Annotated in this window: 24 protein-coding genes; 22 read left to right on the forward strand and 2 right to left on the reverse strand. The window is 60.3% G+C overall.

Annotation, left to right across the window (positions count from 1 at the left end):
- Window positions 1-6: 6 nt before the first annotated feature.
- Window positions 7-375, reverse strand: a complete 369-nt coding sequence (gene clpS, locus KSS96_RS17740) for an ATP-dependent Clp protease adapter ClpS (protein ID WP_065877424.1) — start codon at window positions 373-375, stop codon at window positions 7-9.
- Between the two features lie 224 nt (window positions 376-599).
- Here clpS and cspD point away from each other — a divergent pair, with 224 nt between their 5' ends.
- Window positions 600-878 carry a cold shock domain-containing protein CspD gene (gene cspD, locus KSS96_RS17745; RefSeq protein WP_065877426.1) on the forward strand — a complete coding sequence of 93 codons (279 nt, stop codon included), beginning with the start codon at window positions 600-602 and terminating at the stop codon, window positions 876-878.
- Between the two features lie 81 nt (window positions 879-959).
- Here cspD and icd read toward each other — a convergent pair whose 3' ends face one another.
- Window positions 960-2,216 (reverse strand): NADP-dependent isocitrate dehydrogenase, encoded by a 1,257-nt coding sequence (gene icd, locus KSS96_RS17750; RefSeq protein ID WP_065877767.1) that lies wholly within the window; start codon window positions 2,214-2,216, stop codon window positions 960-962.
- Window positions 2,217-2,723: 507 nt separating this feature from the next.
- On the opposite strand from icd, the gene KSS96_RS17755 reads away from it, so the two are divergent.
- The 21 genes from KSS96_RS17755 to nuoL all read left to right on the forward strand — a co-directional run bounded on the left by KSS96_RS17755 (window position 2,724) and on the right by nuoL (window position 26,277).
- On the forward strand, window positions 2,724-4,949 hold the full coding sequence (locus KSS96_RS17755; RefSeq protein WP_116077862.1) for an NADP-dependent isocitrate dehydrogenase: 2,226 nt from the start codon (window positions 2,724-2,726) through the stop codon (window positions 4,947-4,949).
- Window positions 4,950-5,160: 211 nt separating this feature from the next.
- Window positions 5,161-5,562, forward strand: a complete 402-nt coding sequence (locus tag KSS96_RS17760) for a carbohydrate-binding module family 20 domain-containing protein (protein ID WP_017527188.1) — start codon at window positions 5,161-5,163, stop codon at window positions 5,560-5,562.
- 67 nt (window positions 5,563-5,629) lie between these two features.
- Window positions 5,630-6,076, forward strand: a complete 447-nt coding sequence (locus KSS96_RS17765) for an NUDIX hydrolase (protein WP_017527187.1) — start codon at window positions 5,630-5,632, stop codon at window positions 6,074-6,076.
- Window positions 6,077-6,135: 59 nt separating this feature from the next.
- Window positions 6,136-7,260, forward strand: coding sequence for a tRNA 2-thiouridine(34) synthase MnmA (gene mnmA / locus KSS96_RS17770; protein ID WP_017527186.1), 1,125 nt, complete (start codon window positions 6,136-6,138; stop codon window positions 7,258-7,260).
- On the forward strand, window positions 7,257-7,880 hold the full coding sequence (gene hflD, locus KSS96_RS17775; protein WP_065877428.1) for a high frequency lysogenization protein HflD: 624 nt from the start codon (window positions 7,257-7,259) through the stop codon (window positions 7,878-7,880). The genes mnmA and hflD overlap by 4 nt, the downstream gene beginning before the upstream one ends.
- Window positions 7,881-8,005: 125 nt before the next feature.
- On the forward strand, window positions 8,006-9,376 hold the full coding sequence (gene purB / locus KSS96_RS17780; RefSeq protein WP_065877430.1) for an adenylosuccinate lyase: 1,371 nt from the start codon (window positions 8,006-8,008) through the stop codon (window positions 9,374-9,376).
- 83 nt (window positions 9,377-9,459) lie between these two features.
- A complete protein-coding gene (locus KSS96_RS17785; RefSeq protein ID WP_017527183.1) occupies window positions 9,460-10,626 on the forward strand; it encodes a ribosomal protein uL16 3-hydroxylase in 1,167 nt (388 codons plus the stop codon).
- Window positions 10,619-11,041 carry a GNAT family N-acetyltransferase gene (locus KSS96_RS17790; protein ID WP_017527182.1) on the forward strand — a complete coding sequence of 141 codons (423 nt, stop codon included), beginning with the start codon at window positions 10,619-10,621 and terminating at the stop codon, window positions 11,039-11,041. The genes KSS96_RS17785 and KSS96_RS17790 overlap by 8 nt, the downstream gene beginning before the upstream one ends.
- Window positions 11,042-11,270: 229 nt before the next feature.
- On the forward strand, window positions 11,271-12,008 hold the full coding sequence (locus tag KSS96_RS17795; protein ID WP_017527181.1) for a secretin N-terminal domain-containing protein: 738 nt from the start codon (window positions 11,271-11,273) through the stop codon (window positions 12,006-12,008).
- Between the two features lie 494 nt (window positions 12,009-12,502).
- On the forward strand, window positions 12,503-13,828 hold the full coding sequence (gene aceA, locus KSS96_RS17800) for an isocitrate lyase (RefSeq protein ID WP_003174717.1): 1,326 nt from the start codon (window positions 12,503-12,505) through the stop codon (window positions 13,826-13,828).
- A 554-nt stretch (window positions 13,829-14,382) separates the two neighbouring features.
- Window positions 14,383-14,796 (forward strand): NADH-quinone oxidoreductase subunit A, encoded by a 414-nt coding sequence (locus KSS96_RS17805; protein WP_003219575.1) that lies wholly within the window; start codon window positions 14,383-14,385, stop codon window positions 14,794-14,796.
- Between the two features lie 10 nt (window positions 14,797-14,806).
- Window positions 14,807-15,481, forward strand: coding sequence for a NuoB/complex I 20 kDa subunit family protein (locus KSS96_RS17810; RefSeq protein ID WP_017527180.1), 675 nt, complete (start codon window positions 14,807-14,809; stop codon window positions 15,479-15,481).
- A 71-nt stretch (window positions 15,482-15,552) separates the two neighbouring features.
- Window positions 15,553-17,337 (forward strand): NADH-quinone oxidoreductase subunit C/D, encoded by a 1,785-nt coding sequence (gene nuoC / locus KSS96_RS17815; protein WP_217855159.1) that lies wholly within the window; start codon window positions 15,553-15,555, stop codon window positions 17,335-17,337.
- Between the two features lie 2 nt (window positions 17,338-17,339).
- A complete protein-coding gene (gene nuoE / locus KSS96_RS17820; protein ID WP_003174721.1) occupies window positions 17,340-17,837 on the forward strand; it encodes an NADH-quinone oxidoreductase subunit NuoE in 498 nt (165 codons plus the stop codon).
- Window positions 17,834-19,189 (forward strand): NADH-quinone oxidoreductase subunit NuoF, encoded by a 1,356-nt coding sequence (gene nuoF / locus KSS96_RS17825; RefSeq protein ID WP_017527178.1) that lies wholly within the window; start codon window positions 17,834-17,836, stop codon window positions 19,187-19,189. Before nuoE ends, nuoF begins: the two co-directional genes overlap by 4 nt.
- A 135-nt stretch (window positions 19,190-19,324) precedes the next feature.
- Window positions 19,325-22,039, forward strand: a complete 2,715-nt coding sequence (nuoG, locus tag KSS96_RS17830; RefSeq protein ID WP_017527177.1) for an NADH-quinone oxidoreductase subunit NuoG — start codon at window positions 19,325-19,327, stop codon at window positions 22,037-22,039.
- Window positions 22,036-23,043 (forward strand): NADH-quinone oxidoreductase subunit NuoH, encoded by a 1,008-nt coding sequence (gene nuoH, locus KSS96_RS17835; RefSeq protein WP_217855161.1) that lies wholly within the window; start codon window positions 22,036-22,038, stop codon window positions 23,041-23,043. Before nuoG ends, nuoH begins: the two co-directional genes overlap by 4 nt.
- A gap of 11 nt (window positions 23,044-23,054) precedes the next feature.
- Complete coding sequence (nuoI, locus tag KSS96_RS17840; RefSeq protein WP_003174725.1) at window positions 23,055-23,603, forward strand: NADH-quinone oxidoreductase subunit NuoI; 549 nt, start codon at window positions 23,055-23,057, stop codon at window positions 23,601-23,603.
- Between the two features lie 9 nt (window positions 23,604-23,612).
- Window positions 23,613-24,116 carry an NADH-quinone oxidoreductase subunit J gene (gene nuoJ, locus KSS96_RS17845; RefSeq protein WP_017527176.1) on the forward strand — a complete coding sequence of 168 codons (504 nt, stop codon included), beginning with the start codon at window positions 23,613-23,615 and terminating at the stop codon, window positions 24,114-24,116.
- A 2-nt stretch (window positions 24,117-24,118) separates the two neighbouring features.
- The gene (gene nuoK / locus KSS96_RS17850; RefSeq protein ID WP_003174727.1) at window positions 24,119-24,427 is read left to right on the forward strand and encodes an NADH-quinone oxidoreductase subunit NuoK; all 309 of its coding nucleotides are present in this window, start codon (window positions 24,119-24,121) and stop codon (window positions 24,425-24,427) included.
- On the forward strand, window positions 24,424-26,277 hold the full coding sequence (gene nuoL, locus KSS96_RS17855) for an NADH-quinone oxidoreductase subunit L (protein WP_068934710.1): 1,854 nt from the start codon (window positions 24,424-24,426) through the stop codon (window positions 26,275-26,277). The genes nuoK and nuoL overlap by 4 nt, the downstream gene beginning before the upstream one ends.

The following is a 26,277-nucleotide window of genomic DNA, read 5'->3' on the forward strand; positions in this document are numbered from 1 at the left end:
TCGGCGTTAACCGTCCTTCTCGATTTCACAGAGTAGCGGATGCTGGCTTTCCCTGGCGTACTGGTTGACCTGCATGGCCTTTGTCTCGGCGATGTCACGGGTAAACACTCCACATACTGCCCGTCCTTCTGTGTGAACGGCCAGCATTACCTTGGTCGCCAACTCGCGGTTCAGGTTAAAAAACACCTCGAGCACTTCGACGACGAAATCCATCGGTGTGTAGTCATCATTGAACAAAACCACCTTGTACATCGGCGGCGCCTGTAAAGCAGGCTTGGCCTCTTTGACAGCAATGCCCGCAGAACCGTCGTCATCGTGTTCGTGATCCGGTCGATCCTGATTGAATGTTAGTCGAATCTGGCTGATTGCATGCATGGAAAGAAAGGTTCGTCAGTGGTTCAAATACAGTGGTGGGGGCGAGCTGTCAGAAATTCAACTCTGACCGACTGGTCGCCTTGACTATCGGCAAATCGGTGTTACAACCAATAGAACCCACAGTGGGTAAAAAAGGTCCGCGCAGTCAACCTTATTTATTCGGGTTAGGACGGATAAACTGGATGATACTCCAGTGATGGAGTCTGGTGCAGAAGGAAATGGGTATGTCTGGCGTCAAGATCAATGGCAAGGTCAAGTGGTTCAACAACGCCAAAGGATATGGCTTTGTGAATGAAGAAGGAAAAACTGAGGATCTTTTTGCGCATTACTCAGCGATCATTATGGATGGTTACAAAACGCTGAAAGCTGGCCAGGTGGTGAGCTTTGAAATCATTCAAGGACCGAAAGGGCTGCACGCAGTGAACATCGATGCAGTGAAAGTCGAATCAACGGAAAAAACCGTACCCTCCCACGCTCATAAAGAAAAGAAGCAAACGGCCTGATCCACCGTCGAGCGCGTAGCTCGCGAAAAAAAACGGCCGCCCCCAATCAATGTGGGGCCGCCGTTTTTTATGGCTTGAGCCTTACATATGCGAAATCAGCGCATCACCAAAGCCCGACGACGACACCAACTTGGCGCCCTCCATCAACCGCTCGAAGTCATAGGTCACGGTCTTGGCCGAAATCGCACCATTGGTACCCTTGATGATCAGGTCGGCCGCCTCGACCCACCCCATGTGGCGCAACATCATTTCCGCCGACAAAATCAACGACCCCGGGTTGACCTGGTCCTTGCCCGCGTATTTTGGCGCAGTGCCGTGGGTGGCTTCGAACATTGCCACGGTATCGGACAGGTTCGCCCCCGGCGCAATACCGATACCGCCCACCTCCGCCGCCAGGGCGTCGGACAGGTAGTCACCATTGAGGTTGAGGGTAGCAATCACGTCATATTCGGCCGGACGCAACAGGATCTGCTGGAGCATGGCGTCGGCAATCGCATCCTTGACCACCACATTCTTGCCGGTCTTCGGGTTCTTGAACTGCATCCACGGCCCGCCATCAAGCAGGGTCGCGCCAAATTCCTCAGCGGCCACCTCGTAGGCCCATTCCTTGAAGGCCCCTTCGGTGAACTTCATGATGTTGCCTTTGTGCACGATGGTCAGCGAATCGCGATCATTATCCACTACGTATTGAAGGGCCTTACGCGCCAGGCGCTTGGTACCTTCCTTGGAAACCGGCTTGACGCCAATCCCGCAATCCTGGTCAAAACGGATCTTGGTGACGCCCATTTCCTCCTTGAGGAACTTGATCACCTTGATCGCTTCCGGCGAGCCGGCCTTCCACTCGATCCCGGCGTAAATATCTTCGGAGTTTTCGCGGAAGATGGTCATGTCCACGTCGCCAGGCTTCTTGACCGGGCTGGGCACGCCTTCAAACCAGCGCACCGGGCGCAGGCACACATAGAGGTCAAGTTGCTGGCGCAGCGCCACGTTCAACGACCGGATCCCGCCACCGACCGGTGTGGTCAGCGGGCCCTTGATGGACACCACATAATCCTTGACCGCATCGAGGGTTTCCTGGGGCAGCCAGGTGTCCTGATCGTAGACCTGGGTCGCCTTCTCGCCGGCGTACACCTCCATCCACGAAATCTTGCGCTTGCCGCCGTAGGCCTTTTCAACAGCTGCGTCGACCACCTTGATCATCACCGGGCTGATGTCGACGCCAATACCGTCACCTTCGATATAAGGGATGATCGGTTGGTCAGGAACATTGAGAGAATGGTCTGCGTTGACGGTGATTTTGTCGCCGACTGCCGGAACCTGAATCTTCTTGTATCCCATGCTGAACTCCATCTATGGATTGAACATCTGGCTGCGTTCGAGCCTACTCCAGATAAATGGCGACTGAAACCTCGCGCCATGCTCATTTGCATCGAAAACAGCATAAATTGCCGCCTACAAGCCTGAAAGCAAAGGGAAAAACGCCAATCTTGAGCACATCGTGCGACTTTAGGCGCAACCCGGTACCTGCGACCTTTAGACCAATGGACGACACACCTTTTGTATGAAGGCTCGGCGTAAGCATAGCGACCTATGTATAATGCCGCCGCTGACCAAAGAGTCACGACGGCGGACCGCTCCAGTTTCTGCAAATAAAGAGCGGCGCCTTCCGCCAAAAGCAGGACTAATACAATAGTCCACCCGCTTGACGCTCGACTGATGCAACCCAACATCACCGCGAAGAAACCTCGACCTTTCGCTCATGGATGACTTTGAACGAACGCGCTCCACTCGGCGCATCTCGAGTTTCTGCGCACGCTTTCAGCAAAGAAGAGAGTTAATCCGAATATGCCCACCCGCTCGAAGATCATCTACACCTTCACCGACGAAGCCCCAGCCCTCGCCACCTATTCACTGCTGCCTATCGTAGAGGCCTTCACCGCTTCCGCTGATATTGCCGTGGAAACCCGCGATATTTCCCTCGCCGGGCGCATCCTCGCAAGCTTCCCCGAGCAACTGGGCACCAAGGCTGTACCGGACCACCTCGCCGAACTGGGCGCCCTGGCCGTTACCCCCGAAGCCAACATCATCAAGCTGCCTAACATCAGTGCTTCGACCCCGCAGCTGCAAGCCGCGATCAAAGAACTGCAGGCCCAGGGCTACGCCCTGCCGGACTACCCGGAAACCGTAACCACCGACGCGGAAAAAGAAACCCGCGCACGTTACGACAAGGTCAAGGGTAGCGCCGTGAACCCGGTACTGCGCGAAGGCAACTCCGACCGCCGCGCACCGCTGTCGGTCAAGAACTATGCGCGCAAGCACCCGCACAAAATGGGTGCCTGGGCTGCCGACTCCAAATCCCACGTTGCCCACATGAGCAGCGGCGACTTCTACGGCAGCGAAAAAGCCGTACAGATCGAAGCGGCCGATGCTGTCAAAATCGAGCTGGTCGGCAAGGATGGCACCACCACCGTCCTGAAAGAAAAGACCACCGCCCAGGCCGGCGAAATCCTCGACAGCGCCGTGCTGAGCAAAAACGCCCTGCGTTCGTTCATCGCCGCTGAAATCGAAGACGCCAAGAAACAAGGCGTATTGCTGTCGGTGCACCTCAAAGCCACCATGATGAAGGTCTCCGACCCAATCATGTTCGGCCAGATCGTTGCCGAGTTCTATAAAGATGCCCTGACCAAGCACGCCACCGTGCTGGAACAGATCGGCTTCAACCTGAACAACGGCATCGGCGACCTGTACGCACGCATCAAGGCGCTGCCGGCCGACCAGCAAGCGCAGATCGAAGCGGACATCCAGGCGGTCTACGCCGCTCGCCCTTCCCTGGCGATGGTCAACTCCGACAAAGGCATCACCAACCTGCACGTGCCGAGCGACGTGATCGTCGACGCCTCGATGCCGGCCATGATCCGTGACTCCGGCAAAATGTGGGGCACCGACGGCCAACTGCACGACACCAAGGCCGTGATTCCAGACCGCTGCTACGCCACCATCTACCAAGCCGTCATCGAAGACTGCAAGGCCAATGGCGCCTTCGACCCAACCACCATGGGCAGCGTGCCGAACGTTGGCCTGATGGCTAAAAAAGCCGAAGAGTACGGCTCCCACGACAAGACCTTCCAGATCAAGGCCGACGGCGTAGTCCGCGTCACCGACAGCAAGGGCAACCTGCTGATGGAACAGAACGTCGAAGCCGGCGACATCTTCCGCATGTGCCAGACCAAGGACGCGCCGATCCAGGACTGGGTCAAGCTGGCCGTCAACCGTGCCCGCGCCAGCAACACCCCGGCCATCTTCTGGCTGGACCCCAAGCGTGCGCACGACGGCGTCGTGGTCGAGAAAGTTCAGGCTTACCTGAAAGACCACAACACCGAAGGCCTGGACATCCGCATCATGTCGCCGGTCGACGCCATGAAGTTCACCTTGGAACGCACCCGCAAGGGCCTGGACACCATCTCGGTAACCGGCAACGTACTGCGCGACTACCTGACCGACCTGTTCCCGATCATGGAACTGGGCACCAGCGCCAAGATGCTGTCGATCGTGCCACTGATGAATGGCGGTGGCCTGTTCGAAACCGGCGCCGGCGGTTCGGCACCCAAGCACGTGCAGCAATTGCTGGAAGAAAACTTCCTGCGTTGGGACTCCCTGGGCGAGTTCCTGGCCCTGGCCGCCTCCCTTGAGCATTTGGGTGTGACCTACAACAACCCGAAAGCCTTGGTACTGTCCAAGACCCTGGACCAGGCCACCGGCCAGTTCCTGGACAACAACAAGTCGCCATCGCGCAAAGTCGGCAACATCGACAACCGCGGCAGCCACTTCTACCTGGCGCTGTACTGGGCCCAAGCCCTGGCCGCCCAGACCGAAGACACTGCACTGCAAGCGCAGTTCGGCGAACTGGCCAAGACCCTGGCGGAGAACGAAGCAACCATCGTTGCCGAACTCAACGCCGTACAGGGCAAGCCAGTGGACATCGGCGGCTACTACGCGCCGAACCCAGAGCTGACCAGCAAGGCCATGCGCCCAAGCAACACCCTCAACGCGGCGATTGCCAAGTTGAAGTAAGGTTGTAACGATGCAAAAGAAGCCCCGGCCTTGTGCCGGGGTTTCTGTTTCCAGCAAATAAACCGGATTCAAATGTGGGAGGGAGCTTGCTCCCGATGGCAGAACAATCGCGAAAAACTCTAATGAACTGTAAGTTCTAACAGGTGCCCCCCAGCCCCCTGAGGGCCATCCTTATCCCGTGACGACTGAGCCGAGACCGGGAGACCATCAAATGTTGCGCACCTACTATTTATTGCCACTGGGCGCTTTCTTACTTGCGCTGCTGCCCCTGGCAAACGCTGGCCAAAACGTCCAGATGACATACTTCCTCAACGCGAGCTTTACCTGCCAGAACGGCGTCACAACGCAAGGATATAGCGTTTATGTGGTTGGCTCGCACCCAGAAGTCGGAAAATGGGACCCCGCCAACGCCGTTTTACTCAGCCCATCCAACTACCCGACATGGACCGGCCAGGTGCGTTTTTCGGGCGTCCAGCTCGATGAAAAGGTGGAATGGAAGTGCATTATTCGCAACGAAAAGAACCCGCAGGATGTACAGAAATGGCAGGCTGGGCCGAATAACGAAGTGATATTGACGTTCTCCCCGCAAGCCCAGGCCACCGCTACGTTTTGAGCAGCCCAGCCATGTCCGGCGTATCATGCAGGATGATTTAGCCCCCACCTGCATTCGAGAGCCATTCATGACCTGGCAACCCCACATCACCGTCGCCACCATCGTCGAAGACAACGGCAAGTTCCTGATGGTCGAAGAACTCAAGGGCGGCCGCGCCGTGCTCAACCAGCCCGCCGGCCACCTCGACCCGCACGAAACCCTGACGGAAGCCGCCGTGCGTGAAACCCTCGAAGAAACCGGCTGGGACGTCGAAGCCACCGGCATCGTCGGCATCTACCTGTACACCGCACCGAGCAACGGCGTGACCTATCAGCGCGTGTGCTTTATCGCCAAGGCCCTGCAACACCACCCGGGCTATCAACTCGACGAAGGCATCGTCCGCGCCCGCTGGCTCACCCGTGACGAACTGATGGCCCTGCGCGACGACTGGCGCAGCGAGCTGATCATCCGCTGTATCGATGATTATCTGGCCGGCCAGCGCCACAGCCTGGAATTGATCCGCCCTTCTCTTTAGCCTTGCGGGCCCAGGCCTGTTAGAATCGCGTCCTTTTTCAAGACACCCGTTGAAACCCTATGCGTGATCCAGCCCCTTCTGCCACACAAAAGAAGCGCGTCATCGTCGGCATGTCCGGCGGCGTGGACTCTTCCGTTTCCGCCGTTCTGCTCATGGAGCAGGGTTATGAGGTGGAAGGCCTGTTCATGAAGAACTGGGAAGAAGACGATGGAACGGAATATTGCACCGCCATGGACGACCTGGCGGATGCGCAGGCCGTGTGCGACAAGATCGGTATCAAGCTGCACACCGCCAATTTCGCCGCCGAGTACTGGGACAACGTGTTCGAGCACTTCCTGGCCGAATACAAGGCCGGTCGCACGCCGAACCCGGACATCCTGTGTAACCGCGAGATCAAGTTCAAGGCGTTCCTCGACTACGCCATGATGCTCGGCGCCGACCTGATCGCCACCGGCCACTACGTGCGTCGCCGCGATATCGACGGCCGCACCGAACTGCTCAAGGGCCTGGACCCGAACAAGGACCAGAGCTACTTCCTGCATGCCGTCGGCGGCGAACAGATCGCCAAGACCCTGTTCCCGGTCGGCGAACTGGAAAAGCCCGAGGTCCGCAAGATCGCCGAGCAACATGGCCTGGCCACCGCCAAGAAGAAAGATTCCACCGGGATCTGCTTTATCGGTGAGCGCCGCTTCAGCGACTTCCTCAAGCAATACCTGCCGGCACAACCGGGCGACATCAAAACCACCGATGGTGAAGTGATCGGTCGCCACCACGGCCTTATGTACCACACCATCGGCCAACGCCAGGGTCTGGGCATAGGCGGCCTCAAAGACGCCGGTGAAGAGCCGTGGTACGTGCTGGTCAAGGACCTGGAAAACAACGTACTGATCGTCGGCCAGGGCAACGAACACCCTTTGCTGTTCTCCGGCGCCCTGCTCGCTTCGGAAATCTATTGGGTCAACCCGATCGACCTGAGCACGCCGCGCCGCCTGACCGCCAAAGTGCGTTATCGCCAGAGCGACCAACCCTGCACCCTGGAAAAAACCGCTTCGGGCTACCGCGCCACCTTCGATGACCCGCAGCGCGCGGTCACGCCTGGCCAATCCGTGGTGTTCTATGACGGTGAAATCTGCCTGGGCGGCGGCGTGATTGAAGTCGCGCAGGCCTGGAGCAACCCGGCATGAGCCCGACCCAGGAGCAATTGACCGCACTGGGCGGCGTATTTCTGTCTGCCGTGCTGGTGGACAAGATCGCCAAGACCGGCCAGGTCACCGAAGCGGGCCTGACCTGCATGCTCGGCAGCCTGCTGATCCGCGACCCCAAGGACACCCTCGAAGTCTACGGCGGCGACGACCTCGCGCTGCGTGAAGGCTACCGCGCGCTGATCGGCGCCTTGGAGCGCGACCCGAGCACCTTGCAGCGCGAGCCGCTGCGCTATGCCCTGTCGATGCTCGGCCTCGAGCGGCAACTGGCCAAGCGCGACGACATGCTGGAAACCATCGGCAAACGCCTGCCGCAGATCCAATCCCAGGTCGAGCACTTCGGCACGGCTCACGAAAACGTGATCGCCGCCTGCGGCGCGCTGTACCAGGATACTTTGAGTACCTTGCGCCAACGGATCCAGGTGCACGGCGACATGCGCAACCTGCAACAACCGAACAACGCCTCGAAAATCCGTGCGCTGCTGCTGGCCGGTATTCGTTCGGCGCGGTTGTGGCGCCAGTTGGGCGGTCATCGTTGGCAACTAGTGATCAGCCGGCGCAAATTGCTCAAAGAGCTTTACCCGTTGATGCGCAACGAATAAGTCGCACCAGCACGCTATTTTCAAGCCGTTACGCGTAATACGCCGGTCAGTTGGCAACGGACTGGCGGATTTTTTCATGTATGATACGCGCCCCATTTCGTTGCCCGACTGTCCGAGAACACCCCATGCAGCTCTCTTCGCTCACTGCGGTTTCCCCTGTTGACGGCCGCTACGCCGGCAAAACCCAGGCCCTGCGCCCTATTTTCAGCGAATACGGCTTGATCCGTGCTCGTGTACTGGTTGAAGTGCGCTGGCTCCAGCGCCTGGCCAGTCACCGCGCCATCAGCGAAGTGCCGGCGTTTTCCGCCGAGGCCAACGCTGTATTGAACACCCTGGCGGAAAACTTCTCTCTGGAGCACGCCGAGCGTGTCAAAGAGATCGAGCGCACCACCAACCACGACGTCAAAGCCATTGAGTACCTACTCAAGGAGCAAGCGGCCAAGCTGCCGGAACTGGCCCAGGTCAGTGAATTCATCCACTTTGCCTGCACCAGCGAGGACATCAACAACCTGTCCCACGCCCTGATGCTGCGCGAAGGCCGTGATGACGTGATGCTGCCGCTGATGCGCCAGACCGCCGAAGCCATCCGCGAACTGGCGATCCGCTTCGCTGCTGTGCCGATGCTGTCGCGCACCCACGGTCAACCCGCCTCCCCGACCACCCTGGGCAAAGAACTGGCCAACGTGGTGTACCGCCTGGAGCGTCAAATCGCTCAAGTCGCTGCCGTTCCGCTGCTGGGCAAGATCAACGGCGCTGTCGGCAACTACAATGCCCACCTGTCGGCTTACCCTGAGATCGACTGGGAAGCCAACGCCCGCGCCTTCATCGAAGACGAACTGGGCCTGGGCTTCAACCCGTACACCACGCAGATCGAACCGCACGACTATATTGCCGAGCTGTTCGACGCGATTGCGCGTTTCAACACCATCCTGATCGACTTCGATCGCGATATCTGGGGCTACATCTCCCTGGGCTACTTCAAGCAGCGCACCATTGCCGGTGAAATCGGTTCGTCGACCATGCCGCACAAGGTCAACCCGATCGACTTCGAAAACTCCGAAGGCAACCTCGGCATCGCCAACGCGTTGTTCCAGCACCTGGCCAGCAAGTTGCCGATCTCCCGCTGGCAGCGCGACCTGACCGACTCCACTGTACTGCGTAACCTCGGCGTGGGTTTTGCCCACAGCGTGATCGCGTACGAAGCCAGCCTCAAAGGCATCAGCAAGCTGGAGCTCAACGAGCAGAAAATCGCCGCCGACCTGGACGCGTGCTGGGAAGTACTGGCCGAGCCGATCCAGACCGTGATGCGTCGCTACAACATCGAAAACCCCTACGAGAAGCTCAAAGAGTTGACCCGTGGCAAGGGCATCAGCCCGCAAGCGCTGCAAACTTTCATCGACGGCCTGGACATGCCGGACGCTGCCAAGGCCGAGCTGAAATTGCTCACCCCGGCCAACTACATCGGCAACGCCGTGGCCCAAGCCAAGCGCATCTGATCATCGCAAGACCCTTGAGACGCCCGGCCGCGCCGGGCGTTTTTATTTCAGTCTGAAAAGTGCTTTTTTTCAATAGGTTACACATGAATCCTGATATCCCTCTTCAACTTTTGGGCGGCATCACGGCACGGGAATTCCTGCGCGATTACTGGCAGAAAAAACCGCTGCTGATCCGTCAGGCCATCCCTGACTTCGAAAGCCCGATAGACGCCGACGAACTGGCCGGCCTGGCCCTGGAAGAAGAAGTCGAATCGCGCCTGGTGATCGAACACGGCGAGCGCCCATGGGAACTGCGCCGCGGCCCGTTCGCCGAAGACGCCTTCAGCACCCTGCCGGAACGCGAGTGGACCCTGCTGGTACAAGCGGTCGACCAGTTCGTACCGGAAGTGGCCGAGTTGCTGGAGCAGTTCCGCTTCCTGCCTAGCTGGCGCATCGATGACGTGATGATCAGCTTCGCCGCGCCAGGCGGCAGCGTAGGCCCGCACTTCGACAACTACGACGTGTTCCTGCTGCAAGCCCAAGGCAAGCGCAACTGGAAGATCGGCCAGATGTGCAGCTCCGAAAGCCCACTGCTGCAACACGCTGACCTGCGCATCCTCGCCGAATTCGAAGAAAGTGCCGAATGGGTGCTGGAACCGGGCGACATGCTCTACCTGCCGCCGCGCCTGGCACACTACGGCATCGCTGAAGATGACTGCATGACCTACTCGGTCGGCTTCCGCGCCCCGAGCGCCGCCGAAGTACTGACCCACTTCACCGACTTCCTCGCCCAGTACCTGACGGACGAAGAGCGCTACACCGACGCCGACGCCCAGCCCGTCAGCGACCCGCATCAGATCCAGAGCGACGCCCTTGATCGCCTCAAGAGCCTGCTGGCCGAGCACATGAGCGACGAGCGCATGTTGCTGACCTGGTTCGGCCAGTTCATGACCGAGCCACGCTACCCGGAACTGGTAGCGGGCGAAGACGTGGGCGAAGAAGACTTCCTCGGCAGCCTGCAGGACGGCGCGATCCTGGTGCGCAACCCTAGCGCGCGCATGGCCTGGTCCGAAGTGGATGATGATGTACTGCTGTTCGCCAGCGGCCAGAGCCGTTACCTGCCAGGCAAACTGCGCGAGCTGTTGAAACTGGTGTGCTCGGCCGATGCGCTGCACAGCGAAAACCTCGGCGAGTGGCTCGCCGACGAAGACGGTCGCGACCTGCTGTGCGAATTGGTCAAGCAAGGGAGCTTGGGGTTTGCCGATGAATAAGATTCACGTAAGTGTCGCGGACTGGCGAAAGGATATCGACGAGATTCGGCGCATTCGTGAAGCGGTATTTATCGCTGAGCAATCGGTTCCACCGGAGCTGGAATGGGACGCGGACGACGCGGACGCCATGCATTTCCTCGCATTCGAAGGCGACTTTGCGATTGGCACCGCGCGCCTGCTGCCCAGCGGCGAGATCGGCCGCGTGTCGGTGCTCAAGGACTGGCGCGGGCTGAAGGTGGGCGACAAGCTGATGGAGGCCGTGATCGAAGCAGCTGAAAAACGCGGCCAGACCAAGCAGTTTCTCAGCGCTCAGGTGTATGCCGCACCGTTTTATGAGCGGCTGGGCTTCGAGATCGTCAGTGACGAGTTTCTTGAAGTCGGGATTCCGCACGTCGATATGGTGCGCGGGGGCTGACTCAAGACCGAGTCGCCGCCATCGGGGGCAAGCCCCCTCCCACATTGGCCGCATTCCAAAGGATGTACTCGGTCAAGTGTGGGAGGGGGCTTGCTCCCGATAGCTATCTCAGCAACACCCCAAAATGCCCTGCCAGCCAGGGCATTTTGCCGTCTACGATTCAATATGCGACCCGCCAGGCCGACAAACTGGCACTATCAAGCCCAAATGACTCGCAGAGATAACGGACATGTCCCTACGCACCCTGCTCACCGCACTCCTGCTGACCGCCAGCGTCTCGGCCATGGCCGACACCCAAGTCGTCAACCTGAGCAACCGCACCAGCGCCGACCTGCTGCCTGTAGCACAGAACTTCATCGGCAAGGACGGCACCGTCAGCGCTTACGGCAACCAGCTTATTGTCAAAGCCGAGCCCGGCAAGATCGAAGAGCTGCGCGCCCTGCTCGCCCAACTCGACACGCCGGCCAAGCGCCTGCTGATCACCGTCGACACCAACGAAACCAACCAGCAAAACAGCGGCGACAGCCAGACCCGCATCATCAGCTATGGCACCGCCAGTCGCGACGGCGGCATCCAGCAGATCCAGGCCAGTGAAGGCGTGCCGGCCCTGATCCAGGTAGGCCAGAGCGTCCCGCTGACCACCACCCAACCCGACGCGTACGGGCGCCCGCAAAACCAGACCCAATATCGCAATGTCACCCAGGGCTTTTATGTGACCGCCAGCGTCACTGGCGAGACCGTACACCTGGCGATCAGTACCAACCGTGACCGCATGAGCCAGGAACGTCCCGATGTAGTGAACGTGCAAAGTACCGACACAACCGTCAGCGGGCGCTTGGGCGAATGGATATCCCTGGCAGGCGTCAATCGTGAAACCCAGGCCGATAAATCCTCCACAACCCGCAGCTACGCTACCCAGGGGCGCGACGACCTGACTTTACGGGTCAAGGTCGACACCCTGAACTGAAGCACCAAAAACTGACTGATGAGTCGTATTAGACTAAAGATGTAGTGCTTCAAAAAAAGCACTACAAAACATTTGACGATCCAAAAAAGCATGGGCATGATGGCCTCGCTCCCGCTAATCAGAGGCCCTGGCAAGGGTCTTCGGATCGCCGCTCTAAGCTACCCACCTGAGCCGATTCGTGTCTGTACCGCCCACAAGGTGTGTTTGACGTTGGTTGCGACTGGAACGAAGTTGTCCCGAGGGACGGAAGCTAACCAGGTAACCCGGCAACACACTGCAGAATGTCCAACGGCCCACGACGCCCAAAGACTGTTCTCGGTTCGCCCCTACCTGCTCACTTTCTCCCTTGAGCCCTTCGTTCACCCCGTCGCCTCCCCCGTCGAACCTGGCTTGACCGCCTATGCCTCTGGTCAGCGAGCCGCCCTACCGCGCAACGATTGCGTGGCAGGCAAAAGGACTTTTCCACCTAGACCTATGCGACGAGGTTTTTCCCCATGGCACTGACACGCGAACAGCAAATTGCAGCCCTTGAAAAAGATTGGGCTGAAAACCCACGCTGGAAAGGCGTAACCCGCGCTTATTCCGCTGCTGACGTCGTCCGCCTGCGTGGCTCGGTTCAACCCGAGCACACCTTTGCAAAACTCGGCGCCGAGAAGCTGTGGAACCTGGTCACCCAAGGTGCCAAGCCTTCCTTCCGCCCCGACAAAGATTTCGTCAACTGCATGGGCGCCCTCACTGGCGGCCAGGCAGTCCAACAGGTGAAAGCCGGTATCCAGGCGATCTACCTGTCCGGCTGGCAAGTGGCGGCGGACAACAACTCCGCCGAGTCCATGTACCCCGACCAATCGCTGTACCCGGTGGACTCCGTGCCGACCGTGGTCAAGCGCATCAACAACTCGTTCCGTCGTGCCGACCAGATCCAGTGGAAAGCCGGCAAGAACCCAGGTGACGAAGGCTACATCGACTACTTCGCACCGATCGTGGCTGACGCCGAGGCCGGTTTCGGCGGCGTACTGAACGCTTACGAGCTGATGAAGAGCATGATCGAAGCAGGCGCTGCCGGCGTTCACTTCGAAGACCAACTGGCTTCCGTGAAAAAATGCGGCCACATGGGCGGCAAGGTACTGGTTCCGACCCAGGAAGCCGTACAGAAGCTGACCGCTGCGCGCTTGGCCGCTGACGTTGCCGGGACGCCGACCATCATCCTGGCGCGTACCGATGCCAACGCCGCTGACCTGCTGACGTCGGACTGCGACCCGTACGACCAGCCGTTCGTGACCGGCGAACGTACCCAGGAAGGCTTCTACAAAGTACGCGCCGGCCTGGACCAGGCTATCGCTCGCGGCCTGGCCTACGCGCCGTACGCCGACCTGATCTGGTGCGAAACCGCCAAGCCGGATCTGGACGAAGCCCGTCGCTTTGCTGAAGCGATCAAAAAGGAATACCCGGACCAACTGCTGTCCTACAACTGCTCGCCTTCTTTCAACTGGAAGAAGAACCTGGACGACGCGACCATCGCCAAGTTCCAGCGCGAACTGTCCGCCATGGGCTACAAGCACCAGTTCATCACCCTGGCCGGCATTCACAACATGTGGCACAGCATGTTCAACCTGGCGCACGACTACGCCCGCAACGACATGACCGCCTATGTGAAGCTGCAGGAGCAGGAATTCGCTGACGCCGCCAAGGGCTACACCTTCGTGGCGCACCAGCAGGAAGTGGGCACCGGCTACTTCGACGACATGACCACCGTGATCCAGGGCGGCACCTCGTCCGTGACCGCGCTGACCGGCTCGACCGAAGAAGAACAGTTTCACTGATTGATCGGGTACACGGCCACGGCGGCCCCAGGGAAGACCTAACCGCCGTGCCGCACAACAATCACGCCCCGACTGGTTCGGGGCGTTTTTTTGCCTGGACTGAGCCCCCTCCCACATGGGGAAATGTGATCTGCCTGAAAATTTTGCGCAAATCTTGATCCAGAGCGGTATTCGCTGCAGATAAATCGGTTAAAAGATCCACGCCAACACTCGCGACATTCAAGCAAGTAACGGCAACTTCCCGCGCCACACGAGAAACACTCGCTTAAACCTCCGCGCAAACAATATTCATTATCATTTGGCATTTAAAAGCTTCGTTACCGGTTAAACAAAACAGATTTGATTAAATGCCCGCTAATGCCCACCCTGTAAGGGTTACAGCCCCATTGAGGTGCACTATGTCCTTATTCCAACGAATAATTTCGCTATCGCAATTTTACTTGCCCGGTGTTTAGCCATAAAATCACCGCGGTTGACTGCGCTGCGACATATCGTCACTGCATCATTACTTTTTCGAGCTCAGAGACCTTTGCTCTCTGTTAAGGATTTCCAGCATGACCGAAGCGACAGGACTCATGGCCCACAACTGGGGCTTTGCCATTTTCCTCCTCGGTGTTGTCGGCCTCTGTGCCTTCATGCTCGGCGTCTCCAGCCTCCTTGGGTCAAAAGCCTGGGGCCGCAGCAAAAACGAACCGTTCGAGTCGGGCATGCTACCTACAGGTGGCGCCCGCTTGCGGCTCTCAGCCAAATTCTATCTGGTCGCGATGCTCTTCGTGATCTTCGATATCGAAGCCCTTTTTCTCTTTGCCTGGTCTGTGTCCGTCCGCGAAAGCGGCTGGACCGGATTCGTCGAAGCCCTCGTTTTCATAGCAATTCTGTTGGCAGGCCTTGTCTACCTATTTCGAGTGGGCGCCCTTGATTGGGCTCCGGAAGCTCGTCGTAAGCGGCAAGCGAAGCTGAAACAATGAGGCTTTGGCGATGCAATACAATCTCACCAGGATCGACCCGGATGCTCCTAACGAGCAATACCCCATCGGCGAACGGGAAACCGTTTCCGACCCGTTAGAAGACCAAGTCCACAAAAACATCTACATGGGCAAGCTGGAGGACGTGCTGAGTGGCGCGGTCAACTGGGGGCGTAAAAACTCCCTGTGGCCGTACAACTTCGGCCTTTCGTGCTGCTACGTGGAAATGACCACCGCCTTCACGGCGCCCCACGACATCGCGCGCTTTGGCGCCGAAGTTATCCGGGCCTCGCCGCGCCAGGCGGATTTCATGGTTATCGCCGGTACCTGCTTCATCAAGATGGCGCCGATCATCCAGCGTCTCTATGAGCAAATGCTCGAGCCGAAGTGGGTTATCTCCATGGGTTCGTGCGCCAACTCCGGTGGCATGTACGACATCTACTCGGTCGTTCAAGGGGTGGACAAGTTCCTGCCCGTGGACGTCTATGTGCCTGGCTGCCCGCCCCGCCCCGAAGCATTTCTGCAAGGCTTGATGCTGTTGCAGGAATCGATTGGCAAGGAGCGTCGCCCGCTGTCCTGGGTCGTCGGCGATCAAGGCGTGTATCGCGCCGAGATGCCTTCGCAAAAGGATGCGCGCCGCGAACAGCGAATCGCAGTCACCAATCTGCGCAGCCCCGACGAAGTCTGATCCAGCCCGCTTCTTTTATAGAACGAAAACCTGGCCTCATTCTTTACGTTGACCGAAAGCGATAAAAAACCATGACTACAGGCAGTGCTCTGTATATCCCGCCTTATAAGGCAGACGACCAGGATGTGGTCGTCGAACTCAATAACCGTTTCGGCCCTGACGCCTTCACCGCCCAGGCCACACGCACCGGTATGCCGGTGCTGTGGGTGGGGCGCGCCAAGCTCGTCGAGGTCCTGACCTTCCTGCGCAACCTGCCCAAGCCGTATGTCATGCTCTATGACCTGCATGGCGTGGACGAGCGTCTGCGCACCAAGCGCCAGGGGCTGCCGAGCGGCGCCGATTTCACCGTGTTCTACCACTTGATGTCGCTGGAGCGTAACAGCGACGTGATGATCAAGGTCGCGCTGAGCGAAAGCGACCTGAGCGTCCCGACCGTGACCGGTATCTGGCCGAACGCCAGCTGGTACGAGCGTGAAGTCTGGGACATGTTCGGTATCGACTTCCCTGGCCACCCGCACCTGACGCGCATCATGATGCCGCCGACCTGGGAAGGTCACCCGCTGCGCAAGGACTTCCCTGCCCGCGCCACCGAATTCGACCCGTTCAGCCTCAACCTGGCCAAGCAACAGCTGGAAGAAGAAGCCGCGCGCTTCCGTCCGGAAGACTGGGGCATGAAGCGCTCCGGCACCAACGAGGACTACATGTTCCTCAACCTGGGCCCGAACCACCCTTCGGCTCACGGTGCCTTCCGTATCATCCTGCAACTGGATGGCGAAGAAATCGTCGACTGCGTACCGGACATCGGCTACCACCACCGTGGTGCCGAGAAGATGGCCGAGCGCCAGTCCTGGCACAGCTTCATCCCGTACACCGACCGTATCGACTACCTCGGCGGCGTGATGAACAACCTGCCGTACGTGCTCTCGGTCGAGAAGCTGGCCGGCATTAAAGTGCCAGACCGCGTCGACACCATCCGCATCATGATGGCCGAGTTCTTCCGCATCACCAGCCACCTGCTGTTCCTGGGTACCTATATCCAGGACGTCGGCGCCATGACCCCGGTGTTCTTCACCTTCACCGACCGTCAGCGTGCCTACAAGGTCATCGAGGCCATCACCGGCTTCCGTCTGCACCCGGCCTGGTACCGCATCGGCGGCGTGGCCCACGACCTGCCCAATGGTTGGGAGCGCCTGGTCAAGGAATTCGTCGAGTGGATGCCCAAGCGTCTGGACGAATACCAGAAAGCCGCCCTGGACAACAGCATCCTCAAGGGCCGCACCATCGGCGTCGCGCAGTACAACACCAAAGAAGCCCTGGAATGGGGCGTCACCGGTGCCGGCCTGCGTTCCACCGGTTGCGACTTCGACCTGCGTAAAGCACGCCCGTATTCCGGCTACGAGAACTTCGAGTTCGAAGTACCCTTGGCGGCCAATGGCGATGCCTACGACCGTTGCATCGTGCGCGTCGAAGAAATGCGCCAGAGCCTGAAGATCATCGAGCAGTGCATGCGCAACATGCCGGCCGGCCCGTACAAAGCGGATCACCCGCTGACCACGCCGCCGCCTAAAGAGCGCACGCTGCAGCACATCGAAACCCTGATCACGCACTTCCTGCAGGTTTCGTGGGGCCCGGTCATGCCGGCCAACGAATCCTTCCAGATGATCGAAGCGACCAAGGGTATCAACAGTTATTACCTGACGAGCGATGGCGGCACCATGAGCTACCGCACCCGGATTCGCACCCCAAGCTTCCCGCACTTGCAGCAGATCCCTTCGGTGATCAAAGGCGAGATGGTCGCGGACTTGATTGCGTACCTGGGTAGTATCGATTTCGTTATGGCCGACGTGGACCGCTAAGCATGAACAGCACGCTTATCCAGACAGACCGTTTCACCTTGAGTGAAACCGAGCGCTCGGCCATCGAGCACGAGCTGCATCACTACGAAGACCCGCGCGCGGCGTCGATCGAAGCCTTGAAGATCGTCCAGAAGGAACGTGGCTGGGTGCCTGACGGCGCGCTCTACGCCATCGGCGAGATCCTCGGCATCCCCGCCAGCGACGTTGAAGGCGTGGCGACGTTCTACAGCCAGATCTTCCGCCAGCCGGTCGGCCGCCACATCATTCGCGTGTGCGACAGCATGGTCTGCTATATCGGGGGTCACGAGTCGGTGGTCAGCGAGATCCAGAACAAGCTGGGCATCGGCCTCGGCCAGACCACCCCGGACGGGCGCTTCACGCTGCTGCCGGTGTGCTGCCTGGGCAACTGCGACAAGGCGCCGGCGTTGATGATCGACGACGACACATTCGGTGACGTGCAGCCTGCTGGCGTGACCCAATTGCTCGAGGGCTACCCATGACCCTGACTTCTTTCGGCCCGGCCAACCTGATCAAGCGTTCGGCCGAGACCCACCCGCTGACCTGGCGCCTGCGTGATGATGCCGAGCCGGTATGGCTCGACGAATACCAGGCCAAGAACGGTTACGCCGCCGCGCGCAAAGCCTTCGCCGACATGGCCCAGGACGATATCGTCCAGACGGTCAAGGACGCCGGCCTCAAGGGCCGCGGCGGTGCAGGCTTCCCCACGGGCGTGAAGTGGGGCCTGATGCCCAAGGACGAGTCCATCAACATCCGCTACCTGCTGTGCAACGCGGATGAAATGGAGCCCAACACCTGGAAAGACCGCATGCTGATGGAGCAACTGCCCCATCTGCTGATCGAAGGCATGCTGATCAGTGCCCGCGCCCTCAAGACCTACCGTGGCTACATCTTCCTGCGTGGCGAATACACCACCGCCGCCAAGCACCTCAACCGTGCCGTGGCCGAAGCCAAGGCAGCGGGCCTGCTGGGCAAGAACATCCTCGGTTCGGGTTTTGACTTCGAACTGTTCGTGCACACCGGCGCCGGGCGTTACATCTGCGGTGAAGAAACCGCGCTGATCAACTCCCTCGAAGGCCGCCGCGCCAACCCGCGTTCCAAGCCGCCCTTCCCTGCCGCCGTGGGCGTGTGGGGCAAGCCGACCTGCGTGAACAACGTCGAGACCCTGTGCAACGTGCCGGCGATCATCGCCGACGGCGTGGACTGGTACAAATCGTTGGCCCGCGAAGGCAGCGAAGACATGGGCACCAAGCTCATGGGCTTCTCCGGCAAGGTCAAGAACCCTGGCCTGTGGGAACTGCCATTCGGCGTGACCGCGCGCGAGCTGTTCGAGGACTACGCCGGTGGCATGCGCGACGGCTACACCTTGAAAGCCTGGCAGCCAGGCGGCGCCGGTACCGGTTTCCTGCTCCCTGAGCACCTCGACGCACAAATGTACGCCGGCGGCATCGGCAAGGTGGGCACCCGGATGGGTACCGGCCTGGCGATGGCGGTGGACAACACGGTGAACATGGTCTCGCTGCTGCGCAACATGGAGCAGTTCTTTGCCCGCGAGTCCTGCGGCTTCTGCACCCCATGCCGCGACGGTTTGCCGTGGAGCGTGAAGCTGCTGATGGCGCTGGAAAACGGCGAAGGCCGCGAGGGTGACATCGAAACCCTGCTGGGCCTGGTCGGTTTCCTCGGCCCCGGCAAGACTTTCTGTGCTCACGCACCGGGCGCCGTGGAGCCACTGGGCAGCGCAATCAAATACTTCCGCTCGGAGTTCGAAGCCGGCATCGCGCCTACCAGCGCCGCCGTGCCGCCTCTGGCGAAGCCGATCGTAGTCGGCGCGTAACGCTTAAACAGGCGAAGGGTCCGTGCCCTTCGCCTGCTCATGTGCTGACGCCGTAACGGCTGTGTAGATGCACATGAATAACAAGATTCCATTAGCCACGCCCGCTGACAACGGGCCAACGAAGAACTTTGAACCATGGCCACTATCCACGTAGACGGCAAAGCGCTCGAAGTCGATGGGGCGGACAACCTGTTACAGGCATGTCTGTCACTAGGCCTCGACATCCCGTATTTCTGCTGGCACCCCGCGCTTGGTAGCGTCGGTGCCTGTCGCCAGTGTGCGGTCAAGCAATACACCGACGAGAACGACACCCGTGGTCGTATCGTCATGTCCTGCATGACCCCAGCCACCGACAACACCTGGATCTCCATCGACGATGAAGAATCCAAGGCGTTCCGCGCCAGCGTTGTCGAATGGCTGATGACCAACCACCCCCACGACTGCCCGGTCTGTGAGGAAGGCGGTCACTGCCACCTGCAAGACATGACGGTGATGACCGGCCACAACGAGCGCCGCTATCGCTTCACCAAGCGTACCCACCAGAACCAGGACCTCGGCCCGTTCATCTCCCACGAGATGAACCGCTGCATTGCCTGCTACCGCTGCGTGCGCTTCTATAAAGACTATGCCGGCGGCACCGACCTGGGCGTCTTTGGCGCACACGACAACGTGTACTTCGGTCGCGTTGAAGACGGCGTGCTCGAGAGCGAGTTCTCCGGCAACCTCACCGAGGTCTGCCCGACCGGTGTGTTCACCGACAAAACCCACTCCGAGCGCTACAACCGTAAGTGGGACATGCAATTCGCGCCGAGCATCTGCCATGGCTGCTCCAGCGGTTGCAACATCTCCCCGGGCGAGCGCTACGGTGAACTGCGTCGTATCGAAAACCGCTTCAACGGTTCGGTCAACCAGTACTTCCTGTGCGACCGTGGCCGTTTCGGCTACGGCTATGTCAACCGCGAAGACCGCCCACGCCAGCCATTGCTGGCCGATGGCGCCAAGCTGAGCCTGGACGAAGCGCTGGATAAAGCCGCCGACCTGCTGCGCGGCCGCAACATCGTCGGTATCGGTTCCCCGCGCGCCAGCCTCGAAAGCAACTACGCGTTGCGCGAGCTGGTAGGCGCCGAGCACTTCTACAGCGGCATCGAAGCCGGTGAGCTGGAGCGTATCCGTCTGGTGCTGCAAGTGCTGAACGACAGCCCGCTGCCCGTGCCGAACATGCGCGACATCGAAGACCACGACGCGATCTTCGTGCTCGGTGAAGACCTGACCCAGACCGCCGCGCGCATAGCGCTGTCGTTGCGCCAGTCGGTCAAAGGCAAAGCCGAAGAAATGGCCGACGCCATGCGCGTACAGCCGTGGCTCGACGCCGCCGTGAAGAACATCGGCCAGCACGCGCTGAACCCGCTGTTTATCGCAAGCCTGGCTGAAACCAAGCTCGACGACATCGCCGAAGAATGCGTCCACGCAGCACCGGACGACCTGGCCCGCATCGGTTTCGCCGTGGCCCACGCCCTTGACGCCGGCGCGCCTGCCGTCGACGGCCTGGACGCTGAAGCCGTGGCGCTGGCCCAGCGTATCGCCGACGCCCTGCTGGCGGCCAAGCGCCCGCTGATCATTGCCGGTACCTCGTTGGGTTCCAAAGCGCTGATCGAAGCCGCCGCCAACATCGCCAAGGCCCTCAAGCTGCGCGACAAGAACGGTTCCATCAGTCTGGTCGTGCCGGAAGCCAACAGCCTCGGCCTGGCCATGCTCGGTGGCGAGTCCGTTGACGCTGCGCTGCAAGCGGTGACCGACGGCCGTGCCGATGCCATCGTGGTACTGGAAAACGACCTGTACACCCGCACCGATGCCGCCAAGGTTGACGCCGCACTCAGCGCCGCCAAAGTGCTGATCGTGGCCGACCACCAGAAGACCGCCACCAGCGACCGTGCCCATCTGGTGCTGCCGGCCGCCACCTTCGCCGAAGGCGACGGTACCCTGGTCAGCCAGGAAGGCCGCGCCCAGCGCTTCTTCCAGGTGTTCGATCCGAAGTACATGGACGCCAGCATCCTGGTTCACGAAGGCTGGCGCTGGCTGCATGCCCTGCGCGCGACCCTGCTGAACCAGCCGATCGACTGGACCCAGCTCGACCACGTCACCGCTGCCGTGGCCTCCAGTGCACCGCAACTGGCGCGTATCGTCGATGCCGCGCCGTCCGCCGCGTTCCGCATCAAGGGCTTGAAACTCGCCCGTGAACCGCTGCGTTACTCCGGTCGTACCGCCATGCGCGCCGACATCAGCGTGCACGAACCGCGTACCCCGCAAGACAACGACACCGCGTTCGCCTTCTCGATGGAAGGTTACTCGGGTTCGGCCGAACCGCGTCAGCAGGTGCCGTTCGCCTGGTCGCCGGGCTGGAACTCGCCGCAGGCCTGGAACAAGTTCCAGGACGAAGTCGGTGGGCATATCCGTGCCGGTGACCCGGGCACCCGCCTGATCGAAAGCAGCGGTGACTCGCTGAACTGGTTCGCCGCGGTCCCGCGTCCGTTCAACCCGGCGCCGGGTACCTGGCAGGTCGTGCCGTTCTTCCACCTGTTCGGCAGCGAAGAGAACTCTTCCAAGGCCGCGCCGGTGCAAGAGCGCATTCCAGCCGCCTACGTGTCGCTGGCCAAGTCCGAAGCCGACCGCCTGGGCGTCAACGACGGCGCTTTGCTCAGCCTGAACGTGGCCGGCCAGGCCCTGCGCCTGCCGCTGCGCATCAACGAAGAGCTGGGTGCCGGCCTGGTTGCGCTGCCAAAAGGCATCGCCGGGATCCCGCCCGCCATTTTCGGCAAAACCGTTGACGGTCTGCAGGAGGCAGCGCAATGACTTGGTTCACGCCGGAAGTAATTGACGTGATCATCTCGGTGGTCAAGGCCATCGTGATCCTGTTGGCCGTGGTCGTCGCGGGCGCCCTGCTCAGCTTCGTCGAACGTCGCCTGCTGGGCTGGTGGCAGGACCGTTACGGTCCGAACCGCGTTGGCCCGTTCGGTATGTTCCAGATCGCCGCCGACATGCTGAAAATGTTCTTCAAGGAAGACTGGACCCCGCCGTTTGCCGACAAGGTGATCTTCACCCTAGCACCCGTCGTGGCCATGAGCGCCTTGCTGATTGCGTTTGCGATCATCCCGATCACCCCGACCTGGGGCGTGGCGGACCTGAACATCGGTTTGCTGTTCTTCTTCGCCATGGCCGGTTTGTCGGTCTACGCGGTGCTGTTCGCCGGTTGGTCGAGCAACAACAAGTTCGCCCTGCTGGGCAGCTTGCGTGCCTCGGCGCAAACCGTATCCTATGAAGTGTTCATGGGGTTGGCACTGATGGGCATCGTGGTGCAGGTTGGCTCGTTCAACATGCGCGACATCGTCGAGTACCAGGCGCAGAACCTGTGGTTCATCATTCCGCAGTTCTTTGGCTTCTGTACGTTCTTCATCGCTGGCGTGGCCGTGACTCACCGTCACCCCTTCGACCAGCCGGAAGCGGAACAGGAACTGGCCGACGGTTACCACATTGAATATGCCGGCATGAAGTGGGGCATGTTCTTCGTCGGTGAGTACATCGGCATCATCTTGATCTCGGCCCTGCTGGTCACGCTGTTCTTCGGCGGCTGGCACGGTCCGTTCGGCATCCTGCCGCAGTTGGCCTTCTTCTGGTTCTTCCTGAAGACCGCGTTCTTCATCATGCTGTTCATCCTGCTGCGCGCCTCGATTCCGCGCCCGCGCTATGACCAGGTGATGGATTTCAGCTGGAGATTCTGCCTGCCGCTGACCCTGATCAATTTGCTGGTGACGGCTGCCGTCGTGTTGTTGGACACGCCAGCCGGCGCGGTTCAGTGAGGATTTGACCCATGTTCAAATATATTGGCGACATCGTTAAGGGTACCGGTACCCAGTTGCGAAGCCTGGTGATGGTGTTCGGTCACGGCTTTCGCAAACGCGACACCCTGCAATATCCGGAAGAAGCGGTGTACCTGCCGCCGCGCTATCGCGGCCGCATCGTACTCACCCGCGACCCCGATGGCGAAGAGCGTTGCGTAGCCTGCAACCTGTGCGCCGTGGCGTGCCCGGTGGGTTGCATCTCCCTGCAGAAAGCTGAAACCGAAGACGGTCGCTGGTACCCGGACTTCTTCCGCATCAACTTCTCGCGCTGCATTTTCTGCGGCCTCTGCGAGGAAGCTTGCCCGACCACCGCGATCCAGCTCACACCGGATTTCGAGATGGCCGAGTTCAAACGTCAGGACCTGGTGTACGAGAAAGAAGATCTGTTGATTTCCGGTCCCGGTAAAAACCCTGATTACAACTTCTATCGTGTTGCAGGTATGGCCGTTGCCGGTAAGCCCAAAGGCGCCGCACAAAACGAAGCCGAGCCGATCAACGTGAAGAGCTTGCTGCCTTAAGGAAGAAAGATGGAATTCGCTTTCTATTTCGCATCGGGTATTGCAGTGGTGTCCACGCTTCGCGTGATCACCAACACCAACCCCGTGCACGCCCTGCTCTACCTGATCATTTCGCTGATCGCCGTGGCCATGACCTTTTTCAGCCTCGGCGCACCGTTCGCCGGTGTGCTGGAAGTGATCGCCTACGCCGGCGCCATCATGGTGTTGTTCGTGTTCGTGGTGATGATGCTCAACCTGGGGCCGGCTTCGGTCGCCCAGGAGCGCGTCTGGCTCAAGCCCGGCATCTGGCTCGGCCCGGTTGTCCTCGCAGCGCTGCTGCTGGGTGAACTGCTGTATGTGCTGTTCGCCCACCAGAGCGGCCAGGCCATCGGCCACACCACCGTGGACGCGAAAGCCGTGGGCGTCAGCCTGTTCGGCCCGTACCTGCTGGTGGTCGAACTGGCGTCGATGCTGCTGCTCGCCGCAGCCATCACTGCCTTCCACTTGGGCCGCAACGAAGCCAAGGAGCAATGACGATGCCTGCTATCCCTTTGGAGCATGGTCTGGCGGTCGCCGGCATCCTGTTCTGCCTTGGCCTGGTCGGCCTGATGGTTCGCCGTAACATTCTGTTCGTGTTGATGAGCCTGGAAATCATGATGAACGCCGCGGCATTGGCGTTCATCGTGGCGGGCGCACGTTGGGGCCAGCCGGATGGACAAGTCATGTTCATCCTGGTGATCAGCCTGGCAGCCGCCGAAGCCAGTATTGGCCTGGCGATCCTGCTGCAGCTGTACCGTCGCTTCCACACGCTTGATATCGACGCTGCCAGTGAGATGCGCGGATGAACATGATCTTTCTGACTTTCGTATTTCCCCTGATCGGTTTCCTGCTGCTGTCGTTCTCCCGTGGACGCTGGTCGGAAAACCTGTCTGCCCTGGTGGGCGTGGGTTCGATCGGCCTGTCGGCCATCGTCGCCGCTTACGTCATCTGGCAATTCAACGTGGCACCGCCCGAAGGCGGCCATTACACCCTGGTGCTGTGGCAGTGGATGTCGGTGGAGGGCTTCAAGCCCAACTTCGCCCTCTACGTCGACGGCCTGTCGATCACCATGCTCGGCGTGGTGGTGGGTGTGGGCTTCCTGATCCACCTGTTCGCGTCCTGGTACATGCGCGGTGAAGCGGGCTACTCGCGCTTCTTCTCGTACACCAACCTGTTTATCGCCAGCATGCTGTTCCTGGTGCTGGGCGATAACCTGTTGTTCCTGTACTTCGGTTGGGAAGGCGTGGGCCTGTGCTCGTACCTGTTGATCGGTTTCTACTACAGCAACCGCAACAACGGTAACGCGGCGCTCAAGGCGTTTATCGTCACCCGCATCGGCGACGTGTTCATGGCGATCGGCCTGTTCATCCTGTTCCAACAGGTGGGCACGCTGAATATCCAGGAACTGCTGGTGCTGGCACCGCAAAAATTCCAGGTCGGCGACTTCTGGATCACCCTGGCGACCCTGATGCTGCTGGGCGGCGCCGTGGGTAAATCCGCGCAACTGCCGCTGCAAACCTGGCTGGCGGACGCCATGGCCGGCCCTACCCCGGTATCGGCACTGATCCACGCCGCCACCATGGTAACCGCCGGTGTCTACCTGATCGCCCGTACCCACGGCCTGTTCACCCTGGCGCCGGACATCCTGCACCTTGTAGGCATCGTTGGCGGCGTGACCCTGGTACTGGCCGGCTTCGCCGCGCTGGTGCAGACCGACATCAAGCGTATCCTCGCCTACTCGACCATGAGCCAGATCGGCTACATGTTCCTGGCCCTGGGCGTCGGAGCCTGGGACGCGGCGATTTTCCACCTGATGACCCACGCCTTCTTCAAGGCCCTGCTGTTCCTCGCTTCCGGTGCGGTGATCGTTGCCTGCCACCACGAGCAGAACATCTTCAAGATGGGCGGTCTGTGGAAGAAACTGCCGTTGGCCTACGCCAGCTTCATCGTCGGTGGTGCCGCCCTGGCCGCCCTGCCGCTGGTGACCGCCGGTTTCTATTCCAAGGACGAAATTCTCTGGGAAGCCTTCGCCAGCGGTAACCGGAACCTGCTGTACGCAGGCCTGGTAGGTGCGTTCATGACCTCGCTGTACACCTTCCGCCTGATCTTCATCACCTTCCACGGTGAAGCCAAGACCGAAGCGCACGCAGGCCACGGCATCTCCCACTGGTTGCCATTGTCGGTGCTGATCATCCTGTCGACCTTCGTCGGCGCGATGATCACCCCGCCTCTGCACGGTGTGTTGCCACAGAGCGTCGGCCATGCCGGCGGCGAAGCTCAGCACAGCCTGGAAATCGCCTCGGGCGCCATTGCCATTGCCGGTATCCTGCTGGCGGCCCTGCTGTTCCTCGGCAAGCGTCGCTTCGTGACGGCCGTGGCCAACAGTGGCATCGGCCGCTTCCTGTCGGCCTGGTGGTTCGCCGCGTGGGGCTTCGACTGGATCTACGACAAACTGTTCGTCAAGCCTTACCTCGCTATCAGCCACGTACTGCGCAAAGACCCGCTCGACCAGACCATCGGTCTGATCCCGCGCGCCGCGAAAGGCGGTCACACCGCCCTGAGCCGAAGCGAGACGGGCCAATTGCGTTGGTATGCAGCTTCCATGGCGGCCGGTGCCGTGCTGGTGATCGGCGCCATCGTAGTGGTAGCGGTCTGA

Source organism: Pseudomonas asgharzadehiana (assembly GCF_019139815.1).
GTDB lineage: Bacteria > Pseudomonadota > Gammaproteobacteria > Pseudomonadales > Pseudomonadaceae > Aquipseudomonas > Aquipseudomonas asgharzadehiana.

What these genes read in the sequence shown, in the direction of transcription:
- KSS96_RS17755 (WP_116077862.1), top strand. Translation starts at nt 2,724, where the DNA reads ATGCCCACCCGCTCGAAGATCATCTACACCTTCACCGACGAAGCCCCA.
- cspD (WP_065877426.1), top strand. Translation starts at nt 600, where the DNA reads ATGTCTGGCGTCAAGATCAATGGCAAGGTCAAGTGGTTCAACAACGCC.
- clpS (WP_065877424.1), bottom strand. Translation starts at nt 375, where the DNA reads ATGCATGCAATCAGCCAGATTCGACTAACATTCAATCAGGATCGACCG.
- KSS96_RS17810 (WP_017527180.1), top strand. Translation starts at nt 14,807, where the DNA reads ATGCAATACAATCTCACCAGGATCGACCCGGATGCTCCTAACGAGCAA.
- KSS96_RS17790 (WP_017527182.1), top strand. Translation starts at nt 10,619, where the DNA reads ATGAATAAGATTCACGTAAGTGTCGCGGACTGGCGAAAGGATATCGAC.
- KSS96_RS17785 (WP_017527183.1), top strand. Translation starts at nt 9,460, where the DNA reads ATGAATCCTGATATCCCTCTTCAACTTTTGGGCGGCATCACGGCACGG.
- nuoI (WP_003174725.1), top strand. Translation starts at nt 23,055, where the DNA reads ATGTTCAAATATATTGGCGACATCGTTAAGGGTACCGGTACCCAGTTG.
- nuoK (WP_003174727.1), top strand. Translation starts at nt 24,119, where the DNA reads ATGCCTGCTATCCCTTTGGAGCATGGTCTGGCGGTCGCCGGCATCCTG.
- nuoG (WP_017527177.1), top strand. Translation starts at nt 19,325, where the DNA reads ATGGCCACTATCCACGTAGACGGCAAAGCGCTCGAAGTCGATGGGGCG.
- mnmA (WP_017527186.1), top strand. Translation starts at nt 6,136, where the DNA reads ATGCGTGATCCAGCCCCTTCTGCCACACAAAAGAAGCGCGTCATCGTC.
- KSS96_RS17795 (WP_017527181.1), top strand. Translation starts at nt 11,271, where the DNA reads ATGTCCCTACGCACCCTGCTCACCGCACTCCTGCTGACCGCCAGCGTC.
- nuoJ (WP_017527176.1), top strand. Translation starts at nt 23,613, where the DNA reads ATGGAATTCGCTTTCTATTTCGCATCGGGTATTGCAGTGGTGTCCACG.
- nuoL (WP_068934710.1), top strand. Translation starts at nt 24,424, where the DNA reads ATGAACATGATCTTTCTGACTTTCGTATTTCCCCTGATCGGTTTCCTG.
- nuoC (WP_217855159.1), top strand. Translation starts at nt 15,553, where the DNA reads ATGACTACAGGCAGTGCTCTGTATATCCCGCCTTATAAGGCAGACGAC.
- KSS96_RS17805 (WP_003219575.1), top strand. Translation starts at nt 14,383, where the DNA reads ATGACCGAAGCGACAGGACTCATGGCCCACAACTGGGGCTTTGCCATT.
- KSS96_RS17765 (WP_017527187.1), top strand. Translation starts at nt 5,630, where the DNA reads ATGACCTGGCAACCCCACATCACCGTCGCCACCATCGTCGAAGACAAC.
- hflD (WP_065877428.1), top strand. Translation starts at nt 7,257, where the DNA reads ATGAGCCCGACCCAGGAGCAATTGACCGCACTGGGCGGCGTATTTCTG.
- nuoF (WP_017527178.1), top strand. Translation starts at nt 17,834, where the DNA reads ATGACCCTGACTTCTTTCGGCCCGGCCAACCTGATCAAGCGTTCGGCC.
- purB (WP_065877430.1), top strand. Translation starts at nt 8,006, where the DNA reads ATGCAGCTCTCTTCGCTCACTGCGGTTTCCCCTGTTGACGGCCGCTAC.
- icd (WP_065877767.1), bottom strand. Translation starts at nt 2,216, where the DNA reads ATGGGATACAAGAAGATTCAGGTTCCGGCAGTCGGCGACAAAATCACC.
- KSS96_RS17760 (WP_017527188.1), top strand. Translation starts at nt 5,161, where the DNA reads ATGTTGCGCACCTACTATTTATTGCCACTGGGCGCTTTCTTACTTGCG.
- nuoE (WP_003174721.1), top strand. Translation starts at nt 17,340, where the DNA reads ATGAACAGCACGCTTATCCAGACAGACCGTTTCACCTTGAGTGAAACC.
- aceA (WP_003174717.1), top strand. Translation starts at nt 12,503, where the DNA reads ATGGCACTGACACGCGAACAGCAAATTGCAGCCCTTGAAAAAGATTGG.
- nuoH (WP_217855161.1), top strand. Translation starts at nt 22,036, where the DNA reads ATGACTTGGTTCACGCCGGAAGTAATTGACGTGATCATCTCGGTGGTC.